Here is a 21566-nt window from a genome sequence, read left to right as displayed (position 1 = left end):
GAAATATTGTGGCATCGACAAAAAGAAAGACTACATCGGGGAGCAGGAGCGGGAGCCGTAAGGGAGCGCCTGCGAAAAAAACTGCCAGTGGAGCGAAGAAGAGAAGTGCCTCCAGAAATACAAAAGAAGAAAGGATGGAACCGGCCATAAAAAAAGAGCTGGTGATTTTAGTCAGCCTTGCGATAGCGGTTCTTTTGTTCTGCAGCAATCTTCATTGGTGCGGAAGCATGGGAGAGGCTTTATATCGTATCATGCGGGGACTGTTTGGTATTCTCGCTTACATAGTTCCGGTGTACCTGTTCTTATGCGTGTGTTTTCTGCTGTCCAACAAAGGAAGCGGCCGTGCGGTTCTCCGGACGATCGTCTCGTTTCTCGTGCTCGTAGTGATCTGCGGGATTACTTCGCTGCTGGCCATGAAGGAGTTTGACAGTGCCATGACCCTTGGAGATTATTACACGCAGGCGGCAGAAACATTCGGCGGCGGCCTTTTTGGAGGACTTTGCTGTAAGCTTCTGTATCCAGGGCTCGGCATGGTGGGGTCATATGTGATTCTTATTCTGCTGGCGGCTGCCGGGCTGGTCTTTACCACAGAGAAGTCCATACTGAATCCCATTCAGAAAAGCGGCCGGAAGGTATATGATACTGCCAGGGAGGACATGGCCAGGCGCCATGAGATCCATGCAGCAAAGGCAGAGGAACGGAAAAGGTACCGGGCGGAGCAGAAGATCCGTGGAGTATCTTTGGATACCAGCGTAGGAGATTCTGAGAAAAAAGAAGAGAAACGGCCGGAGAAGCGGAACGGGCGCCCGAATCCAAAGGAAGGAAGGCCCGAGACTGCAGATGTATTCACCGGGCATATTCAGGGCATGGTAGAGCAGGACGGTACGGATACGGAAGAAGCGGTATACATAGACGAAGAGGCGGAGCCGTTAAAGGCTTCGAGAGTGAAACGGACTCTGACCGAGCTGGAGGCTCTGGACAGGGAAGAGACAGAGGAGGGGAATCCTCTTTCTGTGGATTATGAGTCAGCCCGCAGGCAGCCGGAGTTCGGCAGGCAGTTTGTGATGACGGGAACTTTGGGGCAGGCGGAAACAGGCGGACAGGAAGAGACGGAGGAAGTACAGGTACCTTTTGAAGAGGATGTCAAACAGATCGTCACTGCCAATGGAAAGATCATAGAGGTGGAAAATGATCCTACGGAGGTGGATCCTCTTACAGCGAAAAGAGCGTCTTCCGGGACGTCCATTTTCCGGGAAGAAGGAAGCGCGAGGGGAAGCTCCGGCAGCGTCCGTTTTACGGAGGGGCAGCCTGCGGCCGGGGGAAAGCAGGGCGGCAGTGAAGAGCAGGATAGGGCGGCGGGAGCCGTGCAGCCGGCTGTAAAAAAGAAACCGCCCCGCCCCTATGCAAAGCCGCCGATGAACCTACTGAAGCAGGGAAGCAAAAAGATGAAGAACCGGGATGCAGAGCTTCGGGAGACCGCGGTAAAGCTGCAGAGGACCCTGCAGAATTTCGGTGTGGGCGTTACCGTGACCAATATAAGCTGCGGGCCTTCTGTGACCCGTTATGAGCTGACGCCGGAGCAGGGAGTCAAGGTCAGCAGGATCGTATCCCTGACTGACGACATCAAATTGAATCTGGCTGCTGCAGATGTCCGTATTGAAGCGCCGATTCCCGGAAAGTCAGCAGTGGGTATCGAAGTGCCGAATCAGGAAAATATGACGGTTTTCCTGAGGGATGTCATCGAATCAGAGGAATTTAAGAAGCACCCGTCCAGGCTGGCCTTTGCGGTAGGACGGGATATCGGCGGACAGACTGTGGTGACAGACCTGGCCAGGATGCCCCATCTGCTGATCGCCGGCGCCACCGGCTCCGGAAAGTCTGTGTGTATCAATACTCTGATCATGAGCATCCTTTACAAAGCAGATCCGGCGGAAGTGAAGCTTATCATGGTCGATCCGAAGGTTGTGGAGCTGAGCGTATATAACGGCATTCCTCACCTTATGATTCCGGTGGTCACAGATCCAAAGAAGGCGGCCGGGGCCCTCAACTGGGCAGTGGCCGAGATGACGGACCGGTATAAGAAATTCGCGGAACTGAACGTCCGGGATCTGAAGGGATATAACGAGAGAATAAAAGAGGATGCGGGAGAAGGAGAGGAAGCAGTCCCCCTGCCGCAGCTGGTCATCATCGTGGACGAGCTGTCGGATCTGATGATGGTGGCGCCGGGAGAGGTTGAGGATGCCATCTGCCGTCTGGCTCAGATGGCCAGAGCTGCCGGAATCCATCTGGTGCTGGCTACGCAGAGACCTTCTGTCAATGTTATTACTGGACTTATCAAGGCGAATGTGCCTTCGAGAATTGCTTTTTCCGTATCTTCCGGCGTGGATTCCCGCACGATCATCGATATGAACGGCGCGGAAAAGCTGCTCGGAAAGGGAGACATGCTGTTCTATCCTTCCGGATATCAGAAGCCGGTAAGGGTGCAGGGAGCGTTCGTCTCCGATGAAGAAGTTTCCAAAGTGGTGAAATATCTGACAGATCATACGGATGCAGATTACAGTCAGGAGGTTGAGAGCCGTCTCAGCACCTCTTCCGGGACGGACGGTACCGGCGGGACAGATGAACGGGACGTCTATTTTGCGGATGCCGGCCGGTTCATCATAGAAAAAGAAAAGGCGTCCATCGGGATGCTCCAGAGAGCTTTCAAGGTGGGCTTTAACCGCGCGGCCCGAATCATGGACCAGCTGGCCGAGGCCGGCGTGGTCGGAGAAGAAGAGGGCACGAAACCCAGGAAGGTCCTGATGACCATGGAGGAGTTCCAGGACTATTTGGATTGACGGCTTGCCGGCGTTCTGCATAAGATAAAGGAAGATCAATGCTTATGCGGAGAAATGGATGATACTGAGCAGTCTGCTGTCACATGTCGGCTACATCAGGATAAGAGGAAGCTCCCAGACGGAAGTAACGGGCATTACCTGTGATTCCAGAGAGGTACGGCCGGGAACCATGTTCGTATGTATACCCGGCATCCATAAGGATGGCCATGAGTTTGCCAGGCAGGCCATAGGCGCCGGGGCGTCCGTCGTCGTCATGGAGGAAGGAAATCCAATCGCGAAAAAGGAAGAGAAAAGCATTTCCGGGACGGCCAGCGTGGTGCTCGTGGCTTCTGCCAGAAAAGCGTTTTCATATCTTTCCGCCGCTTTTTATGGTTATCCGCTGCGCTCTATGGTTTCCGTGGCGATCACCGGTACGAAAGGAAAGACGACTACGGCCTATATGATTCATGGGATTCTTTGCGGCGCTGGGATAAAGGCCGGACTCATCGGCACCAACGGGGCTTTTGTGGATGGAAGAAAACTGGAGCTTTCCCATACGACGCCGGAAGCCCATGAGCTGCAGAGAATCCTGTGGCAGATGAAGGATGCGGGGTGTACCCATGTAGTCATGGAAGTATCCTCTCAGGGGTTTAAAATGGAGAGAGTTGCCGGTCTTCGTTTCACCTATGGAATCTTTACAAATCTTTCTCAGGACCACATCGGTCCGGGAGAACATGAGAGCTTTGAAGATTACTTATATCAAAAGAGCCGTCTGTTTACAAGCTGCGATGTGGGAATCGTAAACCGGGATGACATGTGGGTGAAGGAAATGACAGCCAGAGCGACCTGCCGTCTGGTGACCTTCGGGATGGGAGAGGCGGATTATCAGGCTTCCCCTCCGGTATTCTATAAAGACAGCCACATGCTCGGATGTGAATATCAGCTGAGCGGAAAGGAAGAAGCCAGCGTGTTTCTTCCGCTTCCAGGAGAATACAACGTAAAAAACAGCCTGGCGGCCATTGCGGCGGCGGACCAGATGGGGATTTCTGCACAGACGGCGAGGGAGGCCCTGCGGGAAATCCATGTGCCGGGAAGAATGGAAGTGGTGTCCGGAAACAACCATTTATGGGTTATTGTGGATTACGCACATAATGAGGTCAGCATGGAGAACCTGCTGCAGACTCTGAAGGCTTATGAACCCAGAGATTTGATCTGTGTGTTCGGATGCGGAGGAAACCGTTCCCGGCTGAGGCGGTTCGGCATGGGCCGGGCGGCCGGCAAATGGGCAGATGTATCGGTCATAACGGCGGATAATTCCAGATATGAGCCGGTGGAGTCCATCATTCAGGATATTGAAAAGGGCTTTCAAGAGACGGAAGGACGGTATGTGGTGATACCGGACCGGAGGGAAGCGATAGCATATGCGGTCAGCCATGGAAAAAAAGGCGACATCATCGCTATCATCGGGAAAGGCCATGAGGATTATCAGGAGGCCAACGGGAAGCGGATTCATTTTTCTGACAGAGAAGAGGCAGAAAAGGCACTTGTCAAATATAAATAATGAGGAAAAAGTATGGAACAGACGACAGTACGTGATATTGTGAGAGCAACAGGCGGGGTGCTTCTGGCGGGGGACCCCGGTGAGCCATTGGAAAACGTAAGCATTGATTCCAGAGCTATGAAGGGACGGGATTTATTCGTTCCTTTGATTGGAGAACATTCGGACGCCCATGACTATCTGGCGCAGGCCATTGAGAACGGGGCAGTTTTGGTCCTTTCCAGCAGGAAAATGGAACCTCTTCCCGGAGCGGCCTGGATACAGGTGGACGATACCCTGAAAGCGCTGCAGGCAGTGGGCAGGGACTATAGAAACCGAATGGGAATCCCGGTGGTGGGGGTGACCGGGAGCGTAGGAAAGACGACTACAAGAGAAATGACTGCTACGGTTTTGGGGGCGAAGTTCCGTGTTTTTAAAACCTCAAAAAATTTCAACAGCGATATCGGACTGCCGGTGACGATGACTGAGATGACGAAAGAGGATGAGATAGCCGTTTTGGAAATGGGGATGAGTGACTTTGGAGAGATGGAAGTGCTCTCTTCCATGGCAAGGCCTTCGGCCGCCATTATCACCAATATCGGCGTGGCCCATATTGAACAGCTTGGGACCCAGGAAAATATTTTACGGGAAAAGCTGAAGATTACAGTGGGTCTGGAAAACGGAGGGACTCTGATTCTCAACGGCGACGATGCGTTTTTACGGACGGTAGACGAATCCATTGGTTTCCATCGGATGTTTTACGGATTTGGGGAAAACTGTCAGTATAGGGCTGAGGACATGGTAATAACCGGCGCGGGAACAGAATTTACCTCTGTGTGCGGAGCGAAACGGGTACGGGTGCATCTGCCGGTCATGGGTAAGCACATGGTGATGAACGCTCTGGCGGCCATGGCGGCCGCGTCCATCTGGGGAGTTTCCATGGAGGAAGCCGCGGAGGCTTTGGAAGGTTTCGCGGGATTCCGGAACCGGCAGCAGATATATGAAGTGAAAGATTATCGTGTGATCGATGATACCTACAATGCCAGCCCGGATTCCATGAAGGCTGCGCTTGGAGTTCTTTCCGGAATGGAGACAGAGGGAAAGAAGATTGCAGTTTTGGCCAATATGCTGGAACTGGGAGAAGACAGCAGAAGATTTCATTATGAAGTTGGGTACTACGCAAAGGAGATCGCGCCGGACGTTCTGATCTGTATCGGAGAGCTGGCGGCAGAAATCGGCCGGGGAGTTTCTGAGGCAGGCGGAAAAAACACGGTTATCAAATGTTTTGACACGAAGGAAGAAGCGCTGCCGTTTTTAAAGGAACAGGCGGGAAGAGGGGATCTGATCTTGTTCAAAGGTTCAAACAGCATGAAGCTGGGTGAACTGATCGATGACCTGAGAGACGAGTAAGGCGCCAACGAGAAAAGAGAGATCGTAAATACATGTCCAAACAGTATGTCAATGTCATCGTCGATATCGTTCACACGGCAGTGGACAGGGTTTTTCAGTATGAAGTGCCGGAGGAGCTTTTTGGAAAGCTCTCTTTAGGCATGAAGGTACGGATACCCTTTGGCCGTGGAAATACAGTGCGGGATGGCTATATCATAGGATTTACCGAAAAGCCGGATTATGACCCGGAAAAAATAAAGCAGGTGCAGGCAGTGGAGGAAGAAGCGATGCCCATAGAAGGGCAGCTCATCCAATTGGCGGCATGGATGAAGGAGCACTATGGCTCCACGATGATCCAAGCCCTGAAAACAGTGCTTCCCTTGAAGAAAAAGATGAAGCCGGTTCAGAAGAAGTATCTCGTCAGGACGGTTTCACAGGAAGCGTGCTGCGAACTGCTGGCAGTGTACAGGAGAAAAAAGCAGAAAGCAAGAGTCCGTTTTCTGGAGGCTCTTACGGAGGACGAAGTGCTCCCCTATGAGGCAGTGACCCAGAGACTGCGGGTGTCGCCGGCATCCTTCCGGCTTTTTCTGGAAGAGGGAATCTGCCGTCTGGACACGGAAGAGCGCTATCGGAATCCGGTGCGGGGTCTTTTGAAGAAAGAACAGACCTTCCTTCTGAATGAAGAGCAGAGAGCGGCCATTTCTGGAATGACCGCTTCCTGGGATGGGAAAAAGGAAACTTGTCTGCTCCATGGTATAACAGGGAGCGGAAAAACAGAAGTGTATATGGAGCTGATTCGTCATGTGATAAAGAACGGGCGCCAGGCAATCGTGCTGATTCCGGAGATTGCTCTTACTTATCAGACGGTGATGCGATTTTACAGACAGTTTGGAGAGCGGGTATCCATCGTCAACTCCAGACTTTCAGCAGGAGAGAAATCAGACCAGTTCGAACGGGCGAGGACGGGCAAAATCGATATTATGATCGGGCCGCGGTCCGCACTTTTTACGCCTTTTCCGAATCTGGGCCTGATCATAATAGACGAGGAGCACGAAACGGCTTATAAAAGTGAAACAGTACCGAAATACCACGCCATAGAGACGGCCATTAAACGCTGCCGCATGGCGGACGCCATGGTGGTTCTCGGGTCGGCCACTCCATCGGCTTCTTCCTATTATAAGGCGCAAAACGGAGAATATCTTCTATTCCAAATGAGAAGCCGGGCAAAGGAAGAGAGCATGCTGCCTTCCGTAGAGATCGTGGATCTGAGGGAGGAACTGAAGGCAGGGAACCGAACGATTTTCAGCAGGCGTCTGAAGGAACTTTTAAAGGAAACTCTTGATAGAAAGGAACAGGCCCTCCTGTTTTTGAACAGGCGCGGATATGCGGGCTTCATTTCCTGCCGCTCCTGCGGGGAAGCGGTCAAATGTCCCCATTGTGATGTGAGCTTGACGCAGCACCGGGACGGAAAGCTAAAATGCCACTACTGTGGATACGAAACGGAGATCCCGAAATCCTGTCCTTCCTGCGGCTCCCATTATATCGCGGGCTTCGGGACCGGGACTCAAAAGGTAGAAGCCATGGTAAGATCCATGCTTCCGGAGGCAAGAGTCCTGCGGATGGATGCTGATACCACAAAAGGCAAGGGAGGCCACGACGCGGTCCTTGCCGCTTTTGCGGACGGAAAGGCCGATATCCTGGTCGGGACCCAGATGATCGTGAAAGGACATGACTTCCCGAATGTGACGCTGGTGGGGATACTGGCGGCGGACCTGTCGTTATATTCAGAGGGATATGAGGCTGGAGAGAGGACTTTTCAGCTGCTCACACAGGCGGCGGGGCGGGCCGGCAGGGACAAGCTGCCCGGCCAGGTGGTGATACAGAGCTACGCTCCCAGCCATTACAGTGTGGAGGCCGCGGCCAGCCAGGACTATGAGAGCTTTTACTGGCATGAGATCCTTTATCGGAGGCTGCTTCACTATCCTCCGGTATACCACATGATGTCGCTGCTTTTTACCTCAAAGGAAGAGAACGCCGCGGAGCGGATGGCCGGTAAAGTGAAGGAAATGGCCGGAGAATTTGAGGGCCATTTTAAGGCGGAGACAGAAGAAGCGGAGGAGCAGCGGCATGGCGCTGTGGAGATCATAGGGCCGGCCAAAGCGGCGGTCTCACGGATAAATGACAGCTACCGGTATGTACTTTATGCGAAATGTGAGGAAGAGCAGTCGCTGTTAGCGCTTAAGGAAAAGATTGAGCAGATGGAATGGGACAGAAACGTTCTGTACCAATTTGATATGGAATAGATATTAACCGGAAGACGGGCAGAATATAGAAAACAAAACATAAAAAGAAAGGACAGAGAATCATGGCACTGAGGACGATCAGAGAAATCGGCGACGAAGTACTGACTAAAAAAGCGAAGGAAGTAAAGGAGATGACTCCCAGGACGAGCCAGCTCATAGCAGATATGCTGGACACCATGTATGAGGCGAACGGAGTAGGCCTTGCCGCGCCGCAGGTGGGGGTTCTTAAAAGAATCGTAACAATCGACGCGGGCGACGGGCCTATCGTGCTCATTAATCCGGTGATTCTGGAGACACGCGGTGAACAGTCAGGGCCGGAAGGATGCCTGAGTGTTCCGGGAAAACAAGGTATCGTAACCAGGCCGAATGAAGTGACAGTCAAGGCGCTGGACGAAAATATGAAGGAGCATCTGATAAAGGGGACAGAGCTTCTGGCCCGGGCCATCTGTCATGAGTGTGACCATCTGGAAGGCAGACTTTATGTGGAGCTGGTGGAAGGTGAGCTGATGGACGTGACAGATGAGGAAGAAGATGAATAAATCAGAAGTTTTTTCTTAAAAAACTGTGAAAATCGCGGTATTTGGAAAAAATAAGAGTATACTGATTATAACAGTCCGTCAGTCTGCGGGAAATAGACAGAATTCGGAAGAACTATGACGGAGGTTGGAGGAGCAGACGTATGAAAGTAGTGTTTATGGGAACTCCTGATTTTTCAGTTCCGGCTCTGGAAGCGCTGGTGGCGGCCGGCCATCAGGTGGCAGGCGTGGTCACGCAGCCGGATAAGCCAAAGGGACGCGGGAAGGAAATGCAGATAACGGCAGTAAAAAAAGCTGCGCTTTCCCATGGGATTCCGGTTTATCAGCCGGCCAGGGTGAAGGGAAATCCTGAATTCATGACGAAACTTAAAGAAATAGATCCGGAGGTGATCGTAGTGATCGCTTTCGGGCAGATTCTGCCGAAAGAAATATTGGAGCTTCCGAAGTATGGGTGCATCAATATCCACGCGTCTCTTCTGCCCAAATACCGGGGAGCTGCGCCTATCCAGTGGGCGATCATAGACGGTGAAAAAGAGACGGGAATCACAACCATGTATATGGAAGAGGGGCTGGATACCGGCGATATGCTCTTGAAAACGGTCATTCCCATTGATGAAGAAGAAACGGGAGGAACCCTTCATGACAAGCTGAGCGCCGCGGGCGGTCCTTTGATCGTGGAGACCTTGGAAAAGCTGGAGGCGGGAAGCTTAGAGCGGATTCCACAGGAAGGAGAATCCTGCTATGCGAAGATTCTGACCAAATCCCTGGGTGACATCGACTGGTCCATGGATGCGGCGGCGATTGAACGGCTGATCCGGGGGCTTTTGCCCTGGCCCAGCGCATACACCCGTCTGGAGGGCCGGACGGTGAAGATATGGAAGGCCGGAGTGCTTCCGGAGCAGGGAGAGAAAACGGCTCCAGGCACGGTCGCTGCCATCGGAAAAGAGAGCTTTTCTGTGCAGACCGGAAATGGGCTCCTGGAGGTGAAGGAACTCCAGCCGGAGGGAAAGAAACGGATGGATGCGGGTGCATTTCTCAGGGGATATCCTCTGAAAATGGGAGATGTGTTCGAAAGAAAGCAATAATACAACAAGGAGTGAATGAAAAACTATGCCTTATTATGGATTTTATTATTTTGACCCCACCTGGGTTTTGGTGATTGTCGGCGCGGTCATCTGCATGATCGCATCGGCCAGGGTGAAGAGTACGTTTGCTAAGTATTCGAAGGTGATGAGCCGGACTGGTATGACCGGCGCGGAGGCAGCCAGGAGGCTGCTGGACAGCCAGGGAATCTACGGCGTGCAGGTGATGTCTGTGGCCGGAGATTTAACGGATCACTATGATCCCAGGAATAAGACCCTTAAGCTGTCCCAGTCTGTATATGGCTCCACATCTGTGGCGGCCATCGGAGTGGCGGCCCATGAATGCGGCCATGCTATCCAGGATGAAGTGGGATATTCTCCCTTAAAGCTCAGGACTGCTTTTGTACCGGTTGCCAATTTTGGCTCCAGCATCAGCATGCTTCTGATCATTGCGGGACTGATATTCGGCGCCAGAAACGGCAGTTATTCCCTGTTGGTGAATCTGGGGATTCTCTGCTTTTCTCTGGCGGTTTTATTCCAGCTCATTACTCTGCCGGTGGAGTTCAATGCCTCCAGGCGGGCGCTGGTGCTCCTGCAGGAAAACGGAATCTTATACCAGGACGAGGCGGCACAGACCAGAAAAGTCCTTTCTGCCGCGGCTCTCACCTATGTGGCTGGAGCTTTGTCAGCCATCCTTCAGCTGCTGCGGCTTATCCTGCTGTTTGGAGGAAGACGGAACCGTGACTGACAGAGGGAAAAAGAGGCCGGGAGGACTGGACCAGAGTATAAATATCCGGGCGGTTTCTCTGAGCTGCCTGCTTCGGATACTGGAACAGGGAGAGTACAGCCATGTGGTGCTCCGGGAAGAACTGGAGAAATACCGTCATCTGGAAAAGAGGGACAGGGCATTCCTCACGCGGCTGACGGAAGGCGTTGTCGAACGCCTGTATGAGCTGGACTATACCATCGACTGGTTTTCCAAGATAAAGACAGAAAAGATGAAGCCTGTCATACGGGAAATCCTCAGGATGGGGGTCTATCAGATTTTATATATGGACGCAGTACCGGACAGCGCTGCCTGCAACGAGGCTGTGAGGCTGGCTCAGAAAAAAGGCTTTGGAAGTCTGAAGGGCTTTGTGAACGGAGTCTTGCGGGCAGTTTCCAGAGGTTCGGGAGAAGTGGCGCTTCCCGATAAAAAGCTGGATTTTCCTGCATATGCGGCAGTGAAATATTCCATGCCTGTTTGGATCACAAAAAAGCTGCTGGAAGAATACGGTGAGGAAAGGGCAGAAGGGATGTTGGCGGCCGGGCTGTCCGAACGGCCTCTCACTGTCCGGTGCAATCTTAGCAGAATTTCCCTGGAGGCTGTAAAGACCAGTCTGGAGGAGCAGGGGATACGGGCAGAAACGATTGACGGTATTCCCGGAGCTCTCGAGATCCATGATTTTGATATGCTACCGGAAATCGACGCTTTTTCGAAGGGCTTTTTACAGGTTCAGGATGTGAGCTCTATGCTGGCAGGGCTGGCGGCAGCTCCAAAAGAAGGCGATTTTGTTCTGGATGTGTGCGCGGCGCCCGGCGGGAAAAGCCTCCATGCCGCGGACCTGCTCCATGGGACAGGCCGTGTGGAGGCCCAGGATCTGACGGCGGAAAAAGTGAGACTTATAGAAGAAAACATCGGACGCAGCCGCCTGACCAATCTGTCGGCCAGGGTATGGGATGCGCTCGTTTTGGATAAAAACAAGGTCGCTTCGGCAGATGTGGTGATCGCGGACCTGCCCTGTTCAGGAATGGGGATTATCGGAAGGAAAAGTGACATCAAGTATAAAATGACAGAGGATATACAGAGGGAATTAGTCATGCTTCAGCGGAGAATCCTGGATGTGATCTGGCAGTATGTGAAGCCGGGAGGGAGACTGGTGTATTCCACTTGTACGGTATTCTCATCGGAGAACACGGAAAACGCGGACTGGTTCTCAGAGAATTATCCGTTTTACCCGGAAAGCCTGGAGGAGATTCTGCCGGAGAGGTTTTTCACTGAGACCACGGGACAGGGAAAGCTGCAGCTTCTGCCGGGAGAAAAAGGGACAGACGGGTTTTTTATCGCCCGGTTCCGCAGGAAGGAATCGATACATAAATGAAGACAGATATAAAATCTCTTACGTTGGAAGAACTTACGGATGCCCTGGCGGATATGGGAGAAAAGCCCTTCCGGGCAGGTCAGATATTCAGCTGGCTCCATGAAAAGCTGGCGGACAGCTTTGATGAGATGACAAACCTGTCCCTTTCTTTGAGACAAAGGCTTTCAGAACGGTTTTTTCTGACAGTTCTGGAGCCTGTTGAGGTGCTTGTATCGGAATTGGACGGGACCAGGAAATATCTGTTCCGCCTGGATGACGGCAATGTCATTGAAAGTGTCTGGATGGAATACCATCACGGGAACAGCGTATGTATTTCCTCTCAGGTAGGCTGCCGCATGGGCTGCCGCTTCTGCGCGTCCACGCTGGACGGGCTTGTGCGCGATCTGAGACCGTCGGAGATGCTGGAGCAGATTTACCGAATGCAGGCGCTCATGGGAAAACGTGTATCGAACGTGGTGGTCATGGGATCCGGAGAGCCTTTGGATAATTACGATAATTTTGTAAAATTTATACGTCTTCTCACAGACGAGCGCGGGTTCCATCTGAGCGCAAGAAATATCACAGTTTCCACCTGCGGCCTGCCGGACAGAATCTGCCGCCTGGCAGAGGAAAAGCTGCCCATCACCCTTGCCCTTTCTCTTCACGCGGCGGATGACGAGAAAAGAAAGGAACTGATGCCCATCGCCAATCGATACGGCTTAAAGGAGGTGCTGCCCGCGTGCGATATTTATTTTGAAAAAACGGGAAGGCGGCCGAGTTTTGAGTATAGCCTGGTGGGGGGTGTCAATGATACAAAAGAGGAGGCCGAGGCGCTGGCGGCCCTTTTGGGACATAGAAACTGTCATGTGAACCTCATACCGGTGAATCCCATAAAAGAGCGTAAATACGTGCGTTCCGGACAGGAGGCCATCCGGAATTTCAAAAATATACTTGAAAAAAGTGGAATTAATGTTACTATTAGAAGAGAAATGGGACGGGATATCAACGGAGCCTGCGGGCAGCTGCGCCGAAGCTACCGGGAAGAACGGCCCTAAGAGGTGTCTGTTTGAGGCAGAAGGAGGATAGTGCATGAAGGCCTACGCGATGACCGACCGGGGAAGAAAAAGACAGATCAATCAGGATGCGGTATATTATTCGACCTTTCCGGTTGGGAACATTCCCAATTTGTTTGTAGTAGCAGATGGAATGGGAGGGCATCAGGCAGGAGATTTTGCGTCGAAATATACGATAGATAATCTGGTTCGTTTGATAGAGGCCGCAGAGGGCAATAATCCAATTACGATTCTGAATGACAGCATCCGCCAGGTGAACGGGATGCTTCTGGAAAGAGCGTCCGAAGATGAAAAACTGGCGGGCATGGGCACTACTCTTGTGGCGGCCTGTGTCATGGGAAGCGTCCTGTGTGTGGCCAATGTGGGAGACAGCCGGCTTTATGTGATTCAAGACGAGATCAGGCAGATCACGAGAGACCATTCGCTGGTCGAAGAATTGATTCAGCGCGGAGAGATGGAGCGCGGAAGCGAAGCCTACCATGAGCACAAGAATATTATTACCAGGGCCATCGGCGCCAGAAGCGGGGTCTTCGCGGACTTTTTTGAAGTGACGCTGGAGGAAGGGGACACAGTGCTCATGTGTTCCGACGGACTCAGCAATATGGTCCCCGACGACACCATCCGGGAGATTGTGGCGGGCCGGGAGGACCTAAAGGCGGCTGCGGAGGACTTGATAGAAGAGGCAAATAACAATGGAGGCAGGGACAATATTGCCGTAGTGCTGTTCCGGCCGAACGTAGACGAGGTGAAAGAATGGTAAGAATAGGAATGTTTCTGGGTGAACGTTATGAGATCCTGGAAAAGATCGGCTCCGGCGGCATGTCGGACGTGTACAGGGCCAAGGATCACAAACTGAACCGGGATGTGGCCGTAAAGGTCCTGAAACAGGAATTCAATTCTGATAAGACTTTTGTCGGCAAGTTTCGGACGGAGGCCCATGCGGCGGCATGCTTGTCCCATCCCAATATCGTGCATGTATTTGACGTGGGGGATGAAGACGAGCTTCATTATATCGTGATGGAGATAGTCGAGGGGATCACTCTTAAGACTTATATTGCCAAAAAGGGAAAGCTGGAGATACGAGAGACCATCGGCATTGCGATGCAGGTGGCCCAGGGCATCGAAGCGGCCCATGAGCAGCATATCGTCCATCGGGATATCAAGCCTCAAAACATTATTATTTCCAGGGACGGCAAGGTAAAAGTGACGGATTTTGGGATCGCTAAGGCGGCCACTACGGAAACCATCACTTCCAATACCATGGGTTCCGTCCATTATATTTCACCGGAACAGGCCAGAGGAGGATACTGTGATGAACGCAGTGATATCTATTCTCTGGGTATTACCATGTATGAAATGCTCACGGGACGTGTGCCTTTTGAGGGAGACTCCACAGTTTCCGTGGCGCTTCTCCACATCCAGGGGGAAATGGTCCCGCCCAGGGAATATGATCCCATGATCCCTGTGAGCCTGGAAAAAATTGTATTAAAGTGTACACAGAAAAAGCCGGAGCTGCGCTACCGCAGCGTGACGGAGCTCATCGGGGACTTGAAGCGGGCGCTGATGACTCCCAACGAAGACTTTGTCCGGATGAATGTGATAAACAGCGACGGACCCACCCGGGTGATGAGCCAGGATGAGGTGAACCAGATTCGTGACGAAGCCGGCCGCGGCGGCATGGATGACACGGAAATGCTGGAACCGCTGGATGATTATGACGATATGGAAGAGGAAGAGCGTTATCAGCTGGATTATGATGATGACGAGATGCTTCCGCTGGATGACGAAGAAGATGAAGAGTACGAGGAAGGAAAGAAATCCGACAAAGTGTATACCATTGTGGGAATCGTGGTTGCCGTAGTCATCGTGCTGCTGGCTTTGTTCGTCCTCGGCAAGACCTTTGGTCTCTTTGATTTTTCCGGAAAGAAGAACAACAAGGAAACAACGGCAGAGTCTGATGCAACAGAGGTGTCCATGCCGAATCTGCTCGGAAAGACTGTGGCAGAGGCGGAAGAAGAGCTCGCCAAGCTGGATCTGGAGATGAAGCTTTCCTACAGCGAGTCCAATGACTATGAGGAAGGCCAGATCATGGAGCAGGAGTTCGCGGAAGGCTCGTCGGTGAAGCGGCATACGGTGGTGAAGCTGACGGTCAGCAAGGGAACTACTGAGACACAGGTCCCGGCGGATCTGATCGGTATGACGAAGGAGCAGGCGACGAAAGCCCTCCATGAGGCTTTCCTGGAGCCGGAATTCGATGAGATCTTCAGCGACGATGTGGAAGAAGGAAAGGTCGCGAAGGTGACCCCCGGCGTTGGAAGCAAGTGCACCATAGGAGATAAGGTCACCGTATACCTGTCCAAGGGGCCGGAGACGAAGACCACTGAGGTGCCGGATGTGCTGGACAAGACGGAGAGCCAGGCCAGATCCGCTCTGGAAGGAGCCAATCTCCAGGTGGGCAGCGTGACCGAGGACTATAGTGAAGAATACGAAGTGGGTCATGTCATGAACCAGTCCGTAAAAGGCGGCAGCACCGTTGAGGAAGGCACGAAGGTCAATCTGGTGATCAGCATGGGTAAAAAGGAAGAGGAAAAGGTCACCATGCCCGGGATTCTCGGCCTGGATGCGGCGGGCGCGCAGGCGCAGTTGGAAGCGGCCGGCCTGAAGCTGGGCGCGGTAGGAAAGCAGTACAGCAATGAAGAGATCGGACAGGTGATCGATGCGGAATATACGGAGGGCACGGAGTTAAAGCCTGGGACCACAGTGGATATCTGGGTGAGCCGCGGGCCGAAGGAGGAGCCGACGACAGAATCAACGGCGCCGCCCGCACCGACAGAACCGTCGAGCACAAATCCTACGGAGAGCAGCGGGACTCCCGACGGCAATCTTCCGGACCAGCCGGCGCAGTAATATGACAAAGGGCAAGATCATCAAAGGAATCGCAGGCTTTTACTATGTCCACGACGGACACAGCAGAGTCTATGAATGTAAGGCAAAAGGGATTTTCCGCAGCCAGGGAAAGAAGCCTCTGGTAGGAGACGATGTGGCGGTGGACGTCCTGAATGAGGAAGAAAAGCTGGGGAATATCACGGAGATATTCCCCAGAAAAAACAGCCTGATTCGCCCGGCTTCGGCCAATGTGGATCAGGCCCTTGTGATATTCGCCGTGAAGGAGCCGGAACCGAACTTAAACTTGCTGGACCGGTTTCTGATCATGATGGGAATGCAGGAAATTCCCTGCCACATATGTTTCAACAAAGTGGATCTGTCAGGCGGCGATACGGCGGAGCGCCTGGCCGCCATTTACGGCGGAGCCGGTTATCCGGTCCATTCTGCCAGTACGTATACCGGCGAAGGGATTGAGGAGATTCAGACACTTCTGCGGGAGAAGACGACGGTCATGGCCGGACCTTCCGGGGTGGGGAAATCCTCGGTCATGAACGCCGTGAGCCCCGAGGCCAGAATGGAGACCGGGGAGGTGAGCCAGAAGATCAAAAGAGGGAAGCATACCACCAGGCATACGGAACTTTTCTGCGTGGGGGAAGGGACCTTCCTTCTGGATACGCCGGGATTCAGTTCCCTGGCGATAGAGGGTCTTGAATGTAGCGAGCTGCGCTGGTACTATCCGGAAATGGAAAAGCTGGAAGGAAGCTGCAGATTCCAGGGCTGTGTCCATGGGAAAGAACCGGACTGCGCGGTAAAGAGGGCGGTCGAAGATGGGACCATAAGCAGGGAGCGGTATGAGAATTACCTGCTTCTCTATGAAGAACTGAAATCAAAAAAACGATACTAACGATTGAAAAGGAGTCGGTCATGTTAATTTTATCACCTTCCATCCTGGCTGCGGATTTTACAAAGCTGGGCGAGCAGATTGAGGAAACCGTAAACGCGGGTGCCGGATATATCCATCTGGATGTCATGGACGGCATGTTTGTGCCGCAGATTTCATTTGGGATGCCGGTCATAGAAACCATCCGGAAGTGTACGGATAAGGTATTTGACGTTCATCTGATGATAGAAGACCCCGGACGCTATATTGAGGCGTTTGCAAAGACAGGGGCGGATATCATCACCGTACATGCGGAAGCCTGTACACATTTGGACCGTGTGATCCAGCAGATAAAAGCCGCCGGAATTAAAGCCGGAGTGGCGCTGAATCCTGCTACTCCTCTTTCGGCACTTGATTATGTGCTGGACGAATTGGATATGGTACTGATCATGACTGTGAATCCGGGTTTTGGAGGACAGAAGCTGATTCCCTATTGCCTGGAAAAGGTCCATGATCTTCGGATGATCATGAAGGAGCGGGGACTGGACATCGACATCCAGGTGGACGGAGGCATCAAGGCTTCCAATGCGAAAGAAGTGGTAGAAGCCGGCGCAAATGTCCTTGTGGGAGGCTCCGCGGTGTTTTCTGGGGATATCACGGCCAATACAAAGGCTTTTATGGATGTGTTCTCGGAGTTTGAAAACAAATAAGAAACTTTTTCCGGAGAGAATATGAAAATTCTGATTGTAACCGGCGGGGACGTGGATGCTGCGTCTGCCGCCGGATTTTTAAAAACCTATGATTTTTCTTATGTGATCGCCGTGGACGGCGGCCTGGCGTCCGCAGATTTTCTCGGCCTGACGCCGAATCTTATAATCGGGGATTTTGATACGGTAGATGGGGAGCTTCTGGAGGTTTACAAAAGAGCCGGCATCCATTTAGAAACGCACCGGCCGGAAAAGGATGCGACGGATACAGAGCTTGCCTTTTCTTATGCCCTTGATCTGCCGGAGGCGGAAGAAATCGTTATTCTGGGGGCGCTGGGCCGGAGATTCGATCATGCGCTGGGCAATTTGCATGTTCTGCTCCAGGGGCTTCGGCAGCAGATCCCATGCCGGATAATCGACTCTCATAACAGTATCTCTCTGTTAAACAAGGGAAAAACTTTTCGGAGAAAGGAACTCTTTGGAACTTACATTTCCTTAATCCCCATGACAGAACAGGTAACGGGAGTGACCCTCACGGGATTCAAATATCCTCTTAAGAATGCGGTGCTCTTGCAGGGCAGCAGCCTCGGCATAAGCAATGAGCTGGACGCAGAAACGGGAACGCTTACTTTTGAGGCGGGGATTTTAATCTGTGTGGAGTCGAAGGACTGAAAGCAGAAAAAATAAAAACTGGACTGATAAAAAATGCTGAAACTGGATATTCCAAACAATCCAGATTATGGCTATGATAATGGAAAATCAATTAGATTCATAGCGATCAAGAAGGAGACATGATTATGGAACAGACAGTAAAAGCAAAAGAAAGAAAAAGCACCGCTCTTTTTATCTGCATGACGGCCTTAGCTACCGCCATTATCTGTGTAGCTACTATGGTGATCCAGATTCCCATTCCCCTGGGATACGCGCATCTGGGAGACAGCTGTATCCTGCTTGCCTCAGTATTCTTCGGATGGAAGACCGGAATCTTTGCGGGAGGAGTGGGTTCGGCCATGGCAGATTTCCTGACCGGATACAGCCAGTGGGTCCTTCCCACATTGATCATAAAAAGCGTTCAGGGTTTCCTGATCGCGAAAATCTGCAGAAATCGGGAAGGAGAATTCAAGATTCTGTCCGTGCGTACTGCTCTTGCGGCAGCAGCGGGGATTCTTGAGATGGCGCTTGGATATGTGGCAGGCGGGGCCGTCTTGGCAGGAAGCATGGCGGCGGGGATTGCTTCCGCGCCCGGGCTTTTGCTGAAGGGTGTCCTGAATATCGCAGTATTTTATGTAGTCGCCCTGGCTCTGGAAAAATCAGGCGTAAAAAAGTTTATACCTGTAAAATGATACAGGGCATTGGGAGGACTAGGAAACAGGAGCAGAAACCTTTATGGAGTCAAAACATAACAATCAAAAAAAAATTGCAGTCATAAATGATATGTCCGGGTTTGGCCGCTGCTCGATTGCAGTGGCTATGCCCATTATTTCGGTTATGAAGATTCAGTGCTGTCCGGTGCCCACGTCTATTTTTTCCAATCATACCGGGTTTCCGGAATATTTTTTTGAAGATTATACGGAAAAAATGCCGGAGTATATCGCCAACTGGAAAAAGCTGGGGCTGGAATTTGAAGGAATTTCTTCTGGATTTCTGGGATCCAAGGCGCAGATCGACATTGTGAGGAAATTTATCCGGGATTTCCGGACGGAGAGGACGACAGTCATCATTGACCCGGTCATGGGGGATTATGGAAAGCCTTATCCCACCTATACCGATGAGATGTGCCAGGAGATGAAGCGCCTGGTGGAATACGCGGATATCCTGACGCCCAATCTGACAGAAGCGTGTATTCTGACGGATACGCCTTATTCTGACGGACGCTGGTCCATTAAGGACATTGTATCCATAGCGGAGAAAATCAAAGAAAAGGGCCCGGAAAAAATTGTGATCACTGGAATCCGCCAGGGGGATTTTGTAGCGAATCTGGTCTATGAGGATGGAAATGAGCCGCGGATATTGAGAAGCCACCGCGTGGGAACAGAGCGTTCCGGAACGGGAGACGTGTTCGCTGCCGTCATAGCCGCTGACGCGGTCAACGGCGTACCGTTTCCGGTATCCGTGAAAAAGGCTTCCGACTTTGTGAAAAAGTGTATCTTACGTTCCGAGGAGATGAAGATTCCCCGGACAGACGGCGTATGCTTTGAGGAGCTTTTGAACAAATTAAAATAAATATGACAGGAAGAAACGAGGGAGAAGAATGAGCATGACCATTTTATACGAAGTACATGGCAATCTTTATGTGAACCTGACCAACAAGTGCTCCTGCGCCTGTACCTTCTGTCTGCGGCAGACGAGAGACCATATGGAGAACTCCGATGTGCTCTGGCTGGAACGAGAGCCTTCCGTGGAAGAAGCAAAGGCGGAATTTGAAAAGTTTGATATGGAAAAATACAGCGAGGTAGTATTCTGCGGATTTGGGGAACCTACCATGAGGCTGGACGCCATGCTGGACATTGCGGCCTTTGTGAAAGAAAAATATGGAAAGCCCACCAGGGTCAACACCAATGGACTGGCGGATCTGTTTTACGGAGAACCGACGGCTCATAAGCTCAAGGGGCTGATCGATACGGTGTCCATCAGTCTGAATACACCGAATAAGGAGCGTTATTACGAATTGACCAGAAGCAGGTTCGGAATCGGTTCCTTTGACGCCATGTTGGCTTATGCGGCGGACTGTACGAAATATGTGCCCCATGTGGTCATGACTACGGTGGACACTACCCTTACCAAAGAAGAAGAAGAGGCCTGCAGAAAAATCTGCCGGGATTTGGGCGTGACTTATCGGATACGTCCCTGGGAGGATTGAGATGGGAAAACTGATACTGGCGTCTGCGTCTCCCAGGAGAAAGGAGCTCCTCTCGCTCACCGGGCTTCCTTTTATTGTAATTCCGGGGAATGGGGAGGAAGTCATCCGTACCAGCGACCCGGCAGAAGCGGTGGAGGCTCTTTCCATGGAAAAAGCTGAGGCAGTTTGTGGCAGGGCCGACGAAGAGGATGTGATAATCGGCGCTGATACGGTGGTCGCCCTGGATTCCCGAATTTTGGGTAAGCCTGCCAATGAAGAAGAGGCCTTTTCCATGCTCAAGAGGCTGCAGGGCAGGGAGCACGCGGTATATACCGGGGTCACGGTCCTTAAAAAGGGGAAACCATTGGAAAGAGTGACTTTTTCTGAAAAGACAATGGTCCACGTACTTCCGATGACGGACGAGGAGATTTTAGACTATATAGCAACGGGAGAACCCATGGATAAAGCGGGGGCCTATGGCATCCAGGGGAGATTTGCCGTGTATGTGCGGGGAATCGAGGGAGATTATCAGAACGTGGTAGGGCTTCCGGTATCAAGACTGTATGGATTTTTGCGGAAATACAAGGAGAATCTGAATGATTAAACTGATTGTGACGGACATCGACGGAACACTGGTTGAGGACGGGGCCAATACACTTCCGGAAGGAATGATGGAGACCATTGAAGCGCTGATAGATCGGGGAATCGTTTTTGTGGCGGCCAGCGGGCGTTCCCTGGTGAGCCTGGAGCGGCTTTTTGAGCCAATCAAAGAAAAAATCTATTATGCTGCGTGCAACGGGACGCTGGTCGGACCGTATCGGAATTTAATGTTCACGGAAAATTTGGAAAAGGATCTTTTAAAGGAGCTGCTCCAGGATGCGAGAGAATATGAGGATGCGGTCGCTTTTCTGACCGGCGCTGGCATTATGTATTCGGATACACAGGATGAAGAGCTGCTGCAATGGCTGACAGAAGGTTACCGGGAGGATATCACCCGCGTTCCAGATATTGCACAAATGCCGGATGATTTTGTGAAACTCAGTATCTATGACCGGAACAGGCGCTCCGGCGAGACCTTCCGTCCCTTTTTTGAAAAATGGGACGGCATGGTATCCATGGCTACGGCAGGGGCCATGTGGCTGGATGTCTATAAGATTGGAGTCAATAAGGGGACTGCCGTGAAAAAGCTGCAGGAGCTTCTTGGCATATCGAGAGAGGAGACGCTGGCTTTCGGAGACCAGCAGAATGATATCGAAATGCTGGGAAAAGCATATCACAGCTACGCCATAGGGAACGCCCTTCCCGAGGTAAAAGCGGCGGCGCGGTATGTGGCCGACAGCAATGTGAACGGAGGAGCGCTGAAGGTATTCCGTTCTCTGCTGTAGAAAGGAAGTCGTA

The 21566-nt window shown here is 52.0% G+C and carries 19 protein-coding genes; all 19 read left to right on the top strand.

Annotated features, from left to right (window positions below; all coding sequences use genetic code 11):
• Positions 1 to 8: 8 nt before the first annotated feature.
• The 19 genes from H9Q78_RS03230 (at position 9) to H9Q78_RS03140 (ending at position 21553) form a co-directional block, all read left to right on the top strand.
• The gene (locus tag H9Q78_RS03230; RefSeq protein ID WP_330595223.1) at positions 9 to 2837 is read left to right on the top strand and encodes an FtsK/SpoIIIE family DNA translocase; all 2829 of its coding nucleotides are present in this window, start codon (positions 9 to 11) and stop codon (positions 2835 to 2837) included.
• 58 nt (positions 2838 to 2895) lie between these two features.
• The gene (locus H9Q78_RS03225) at positions 2896 to 4377 is read left to right on the top strand and encodes a UDP-N-acetylmuramoyl-L-alanyl-D-glutamate--2,6-diaminopimelate ligase (RefSeq protein ID WP_249303569.1); all 1482 of its coding nucleotides are present in this window, start codon (positions 2896 to 2898) and stop codon (positions 4375 to 4377) included.
• Between the two features lie 12 nt (positions 4378 to 4389).
• The gene (locus H9Q78_RS03220; protein ID WP_249303568.1) at positions 4390 to 5763 is read left to right on the top strand and encodes a UDP-N-acetylmuramoyl-tripeptide--D-alanyl-D-alanine ligase; all 1374 of its coding nucleotides are present in this window, start codon (positions 4390 to 4392) and stop codon (positions 5761 to 5763) included.
• A gap of 32 nt (positions 5764 to 5795) precedes the next feature.
• Positions 5796 to 8045, top strand: a complete 2250-nt coding sequence (gene priA, locus H9Q78_RS03215; RefSeq protein WP_249303567.1) for a replication restart helicase PriA — start codon at positions 5796 to 5798, stop codon at positions 8043 to 8045.
• 62 nt (positions 8046 to 8107) lie between these two features.
• A complete protein-coding gene (def, locus tag H9Q78_RS03210; protein ID WP_249303566.1) occupies positions 8108 to 8584 on the top strand; it encodes a peptide deformylase in 477 nt (158 codons plus the stop codon).
• 140 nt (positions 8585 to 8724) lie between these two features.
• Positions 8725 to 9666, top strand: a complete 942-nt coding sequence (gene fmt / locus H9Q78_RS03205) for a methionyl-tRNA formyltransferase (protein ID WP_249303565.1) — start codon at positions 8725 to 8727, stop codon at positions 9664 to 9666.
• Between the two features lie 25 nt (positions 9667 to 9691).
• Positions 9692 to 10411: a zinc metallopeptidase gene (locus tag H9Q78_RS03200; protein WP_249303564.1), complete on the top strand. Its 720-nt coding sequence runs from the start codon at positions 9692 to 9694 to the stop codon at positions 10409 to 10411.
• Positions 10404 to 11804 (top strand): 16S rRNA (cytosine(967)-C(5))-methyltransferase RsmB, encoded by a 1401-nt coding sequence (gene rsmB, locus H9Q78_RS03195; RefSeq protein WP_249303563.1) that lies wholly within the window; start codon positions 10404 to 10406, stop codon positions 11802 to 11804. Before H9Q78_RS03200 ends, rsmB begins: the two co-directional genes overlap by 8 nt.
• On the top strand, positions 11801 to 12838 hold the full coding sequence (rlmN, locus tag H9Q78_RS03190) for a 23S rRNA (adenine(2503)-C(2))-methyltransferase RlmN (protein WP_249303561.1): 1038 nt from the start codon (positions 11801 to 11803) through the stop codon (positions 12836 to 12838). Before rsmB ends, rlmN begins: the two co-directional genes overlap by 4 nt.
• Before the next feature lie 34 nt (positions 12839 to 12872).
• Complete coding sequence (locus H9Q78_RS03185) at positions 12873 to 13616, top strand: Stp1/IreP family PP2C-type Ser/Thr phosphatase (protein ID WP_249303560.1); 744 nt, start codon at positions 12873 to 12875, stop codon at positions 13614 to 13616.
• The gene (gene pknB / locus H9Q78_RS03180; protein WP_249303559.1) at positions 13610 to 15763 is read left to right on the top strand and encodes a Stk1 family PASTA domain-containing Ser/Thr kinase; all 2154 of its coding nucleotides are present in this window, start codon (positions 13610 to 13612) and stop codon (positions 15761 to 15763) included. Before H9Q78_RS03185 ends, pknB begins: the two co-directional genes overlap by 7 nt.
• A gap of 1 nt (position 15764) precedes the next feature.
• Positions 15765 to 16646, top strand: a complete 882-nt coding sequence (rsgA, locus tag H9Q78_RS03175; protein ID WP_249303558.1) for a ribosome small subunit-dependent GTPase A — start codon at positions 15765 to 15767, stop codon at positions 16644 to 16646.
• A gap of 20 nt (positions 16647 to 16666) precedes the next feature.
• Positions 16667 to 17332 carry a ribulose-phosphate 3-epimerase gene (gene rpe / locus H9Q78_RS03170; protein WP_249303557.1) on the top strand — a complete coding sequence of 222 codons (666 nt, stop codon included), beginning with the start codon at positions 16667 to 16669 and terminating at the stop codon, positions 17330 to 17332.
• A 21-nt stretch (positions 17333 to 17353) separates the two neighbouring features.
• Complete coding sequence (locus H9Q78_RS03165; RefSeq protein WP_249303556.1) at positions 17354 to 18001, top strand: thiamine diphosphokinase; 648 nt, start codon at positions 17354 to 17356, stop codon at positions 17999 to 18001.
• Positions 18002 to 18126: 125 nt separating this feature from the next.
• Positions 18127 to 18672, top strand: a complete 546-nt coding sequence (locus H9Q78_RS03160; RefSeq protein ID WP_249303555.1) for an ECF transporter S component — start codon at positions 18127 to 18129, stop codon at positions 18670 to 18672.
• A gap of 43 nt (positions 18673 to 18715) precedes the next feature.
• Complete coding sequence (locus H9Q78_RS03155) at positions 18716 to 19552, top strand: pyridoxamine kinase (protein ID WP_249303554.1); 837 nt, start codon at positions 18716 to 18718, stop codon at positions 19550 to 19552.
• Between the two features lie 28 nt (positions 19553 to 19580).
• Positions 19581 to 20189 carry a TIGR04100 family radical SAM protein gene (locus tag H9Q78_RS03150; protein ID WP_330595222.1) on the top strand — a complete coding sequence of 203 codons (609 nt, stop codon included), beginning with the start codon at positions 19581 to 19583 and terminating at the stop codon, positions 20187 to 20189.
• 1 nt (position 20190) lies between these two features.
• Positions 20191 to 20772 carry a Maf family protein gene (locus H9Q78_RS03145; RefSeq protein ID WP_249303553.1) on the top strand — a complete coding sequence of 194 codons (582 nt, stop codon included), beginning with the start codon at positions 20191 to 20193 and terminating at the stop codon, positions 20770 to 20772.
• Positions 20765 to 21553, top strand: a complete 789-nt coding sequence (locus H9Q78_RS03140) for an HAD family hydrolase (protein ID WP_249303552.1) — start codon at positions 20765 to 20767, stop codon at positions 21551 to 21553. Before H9Q78_RS03145 ends, H9Q78_RS03140 begins: the two co-directional genes overlap by 8 nt.
• Positions 21554 to 21566: the final 13 nt, after the last annotated feature.

Source organism: Qiania dongpingensis (assembly GCF_014337195.1).
Lineage (GTDB): Bacteria > Bacillota > Clostridia > Lachnospirales > Lachnospiraceae > Lientehia > Lientehia dongpingensis.
The sequence above is the reverse complement of the archived record's forward strand: the minus strand, read 5'-3'. Positions and strand labels throughout refer to the sequence as shown.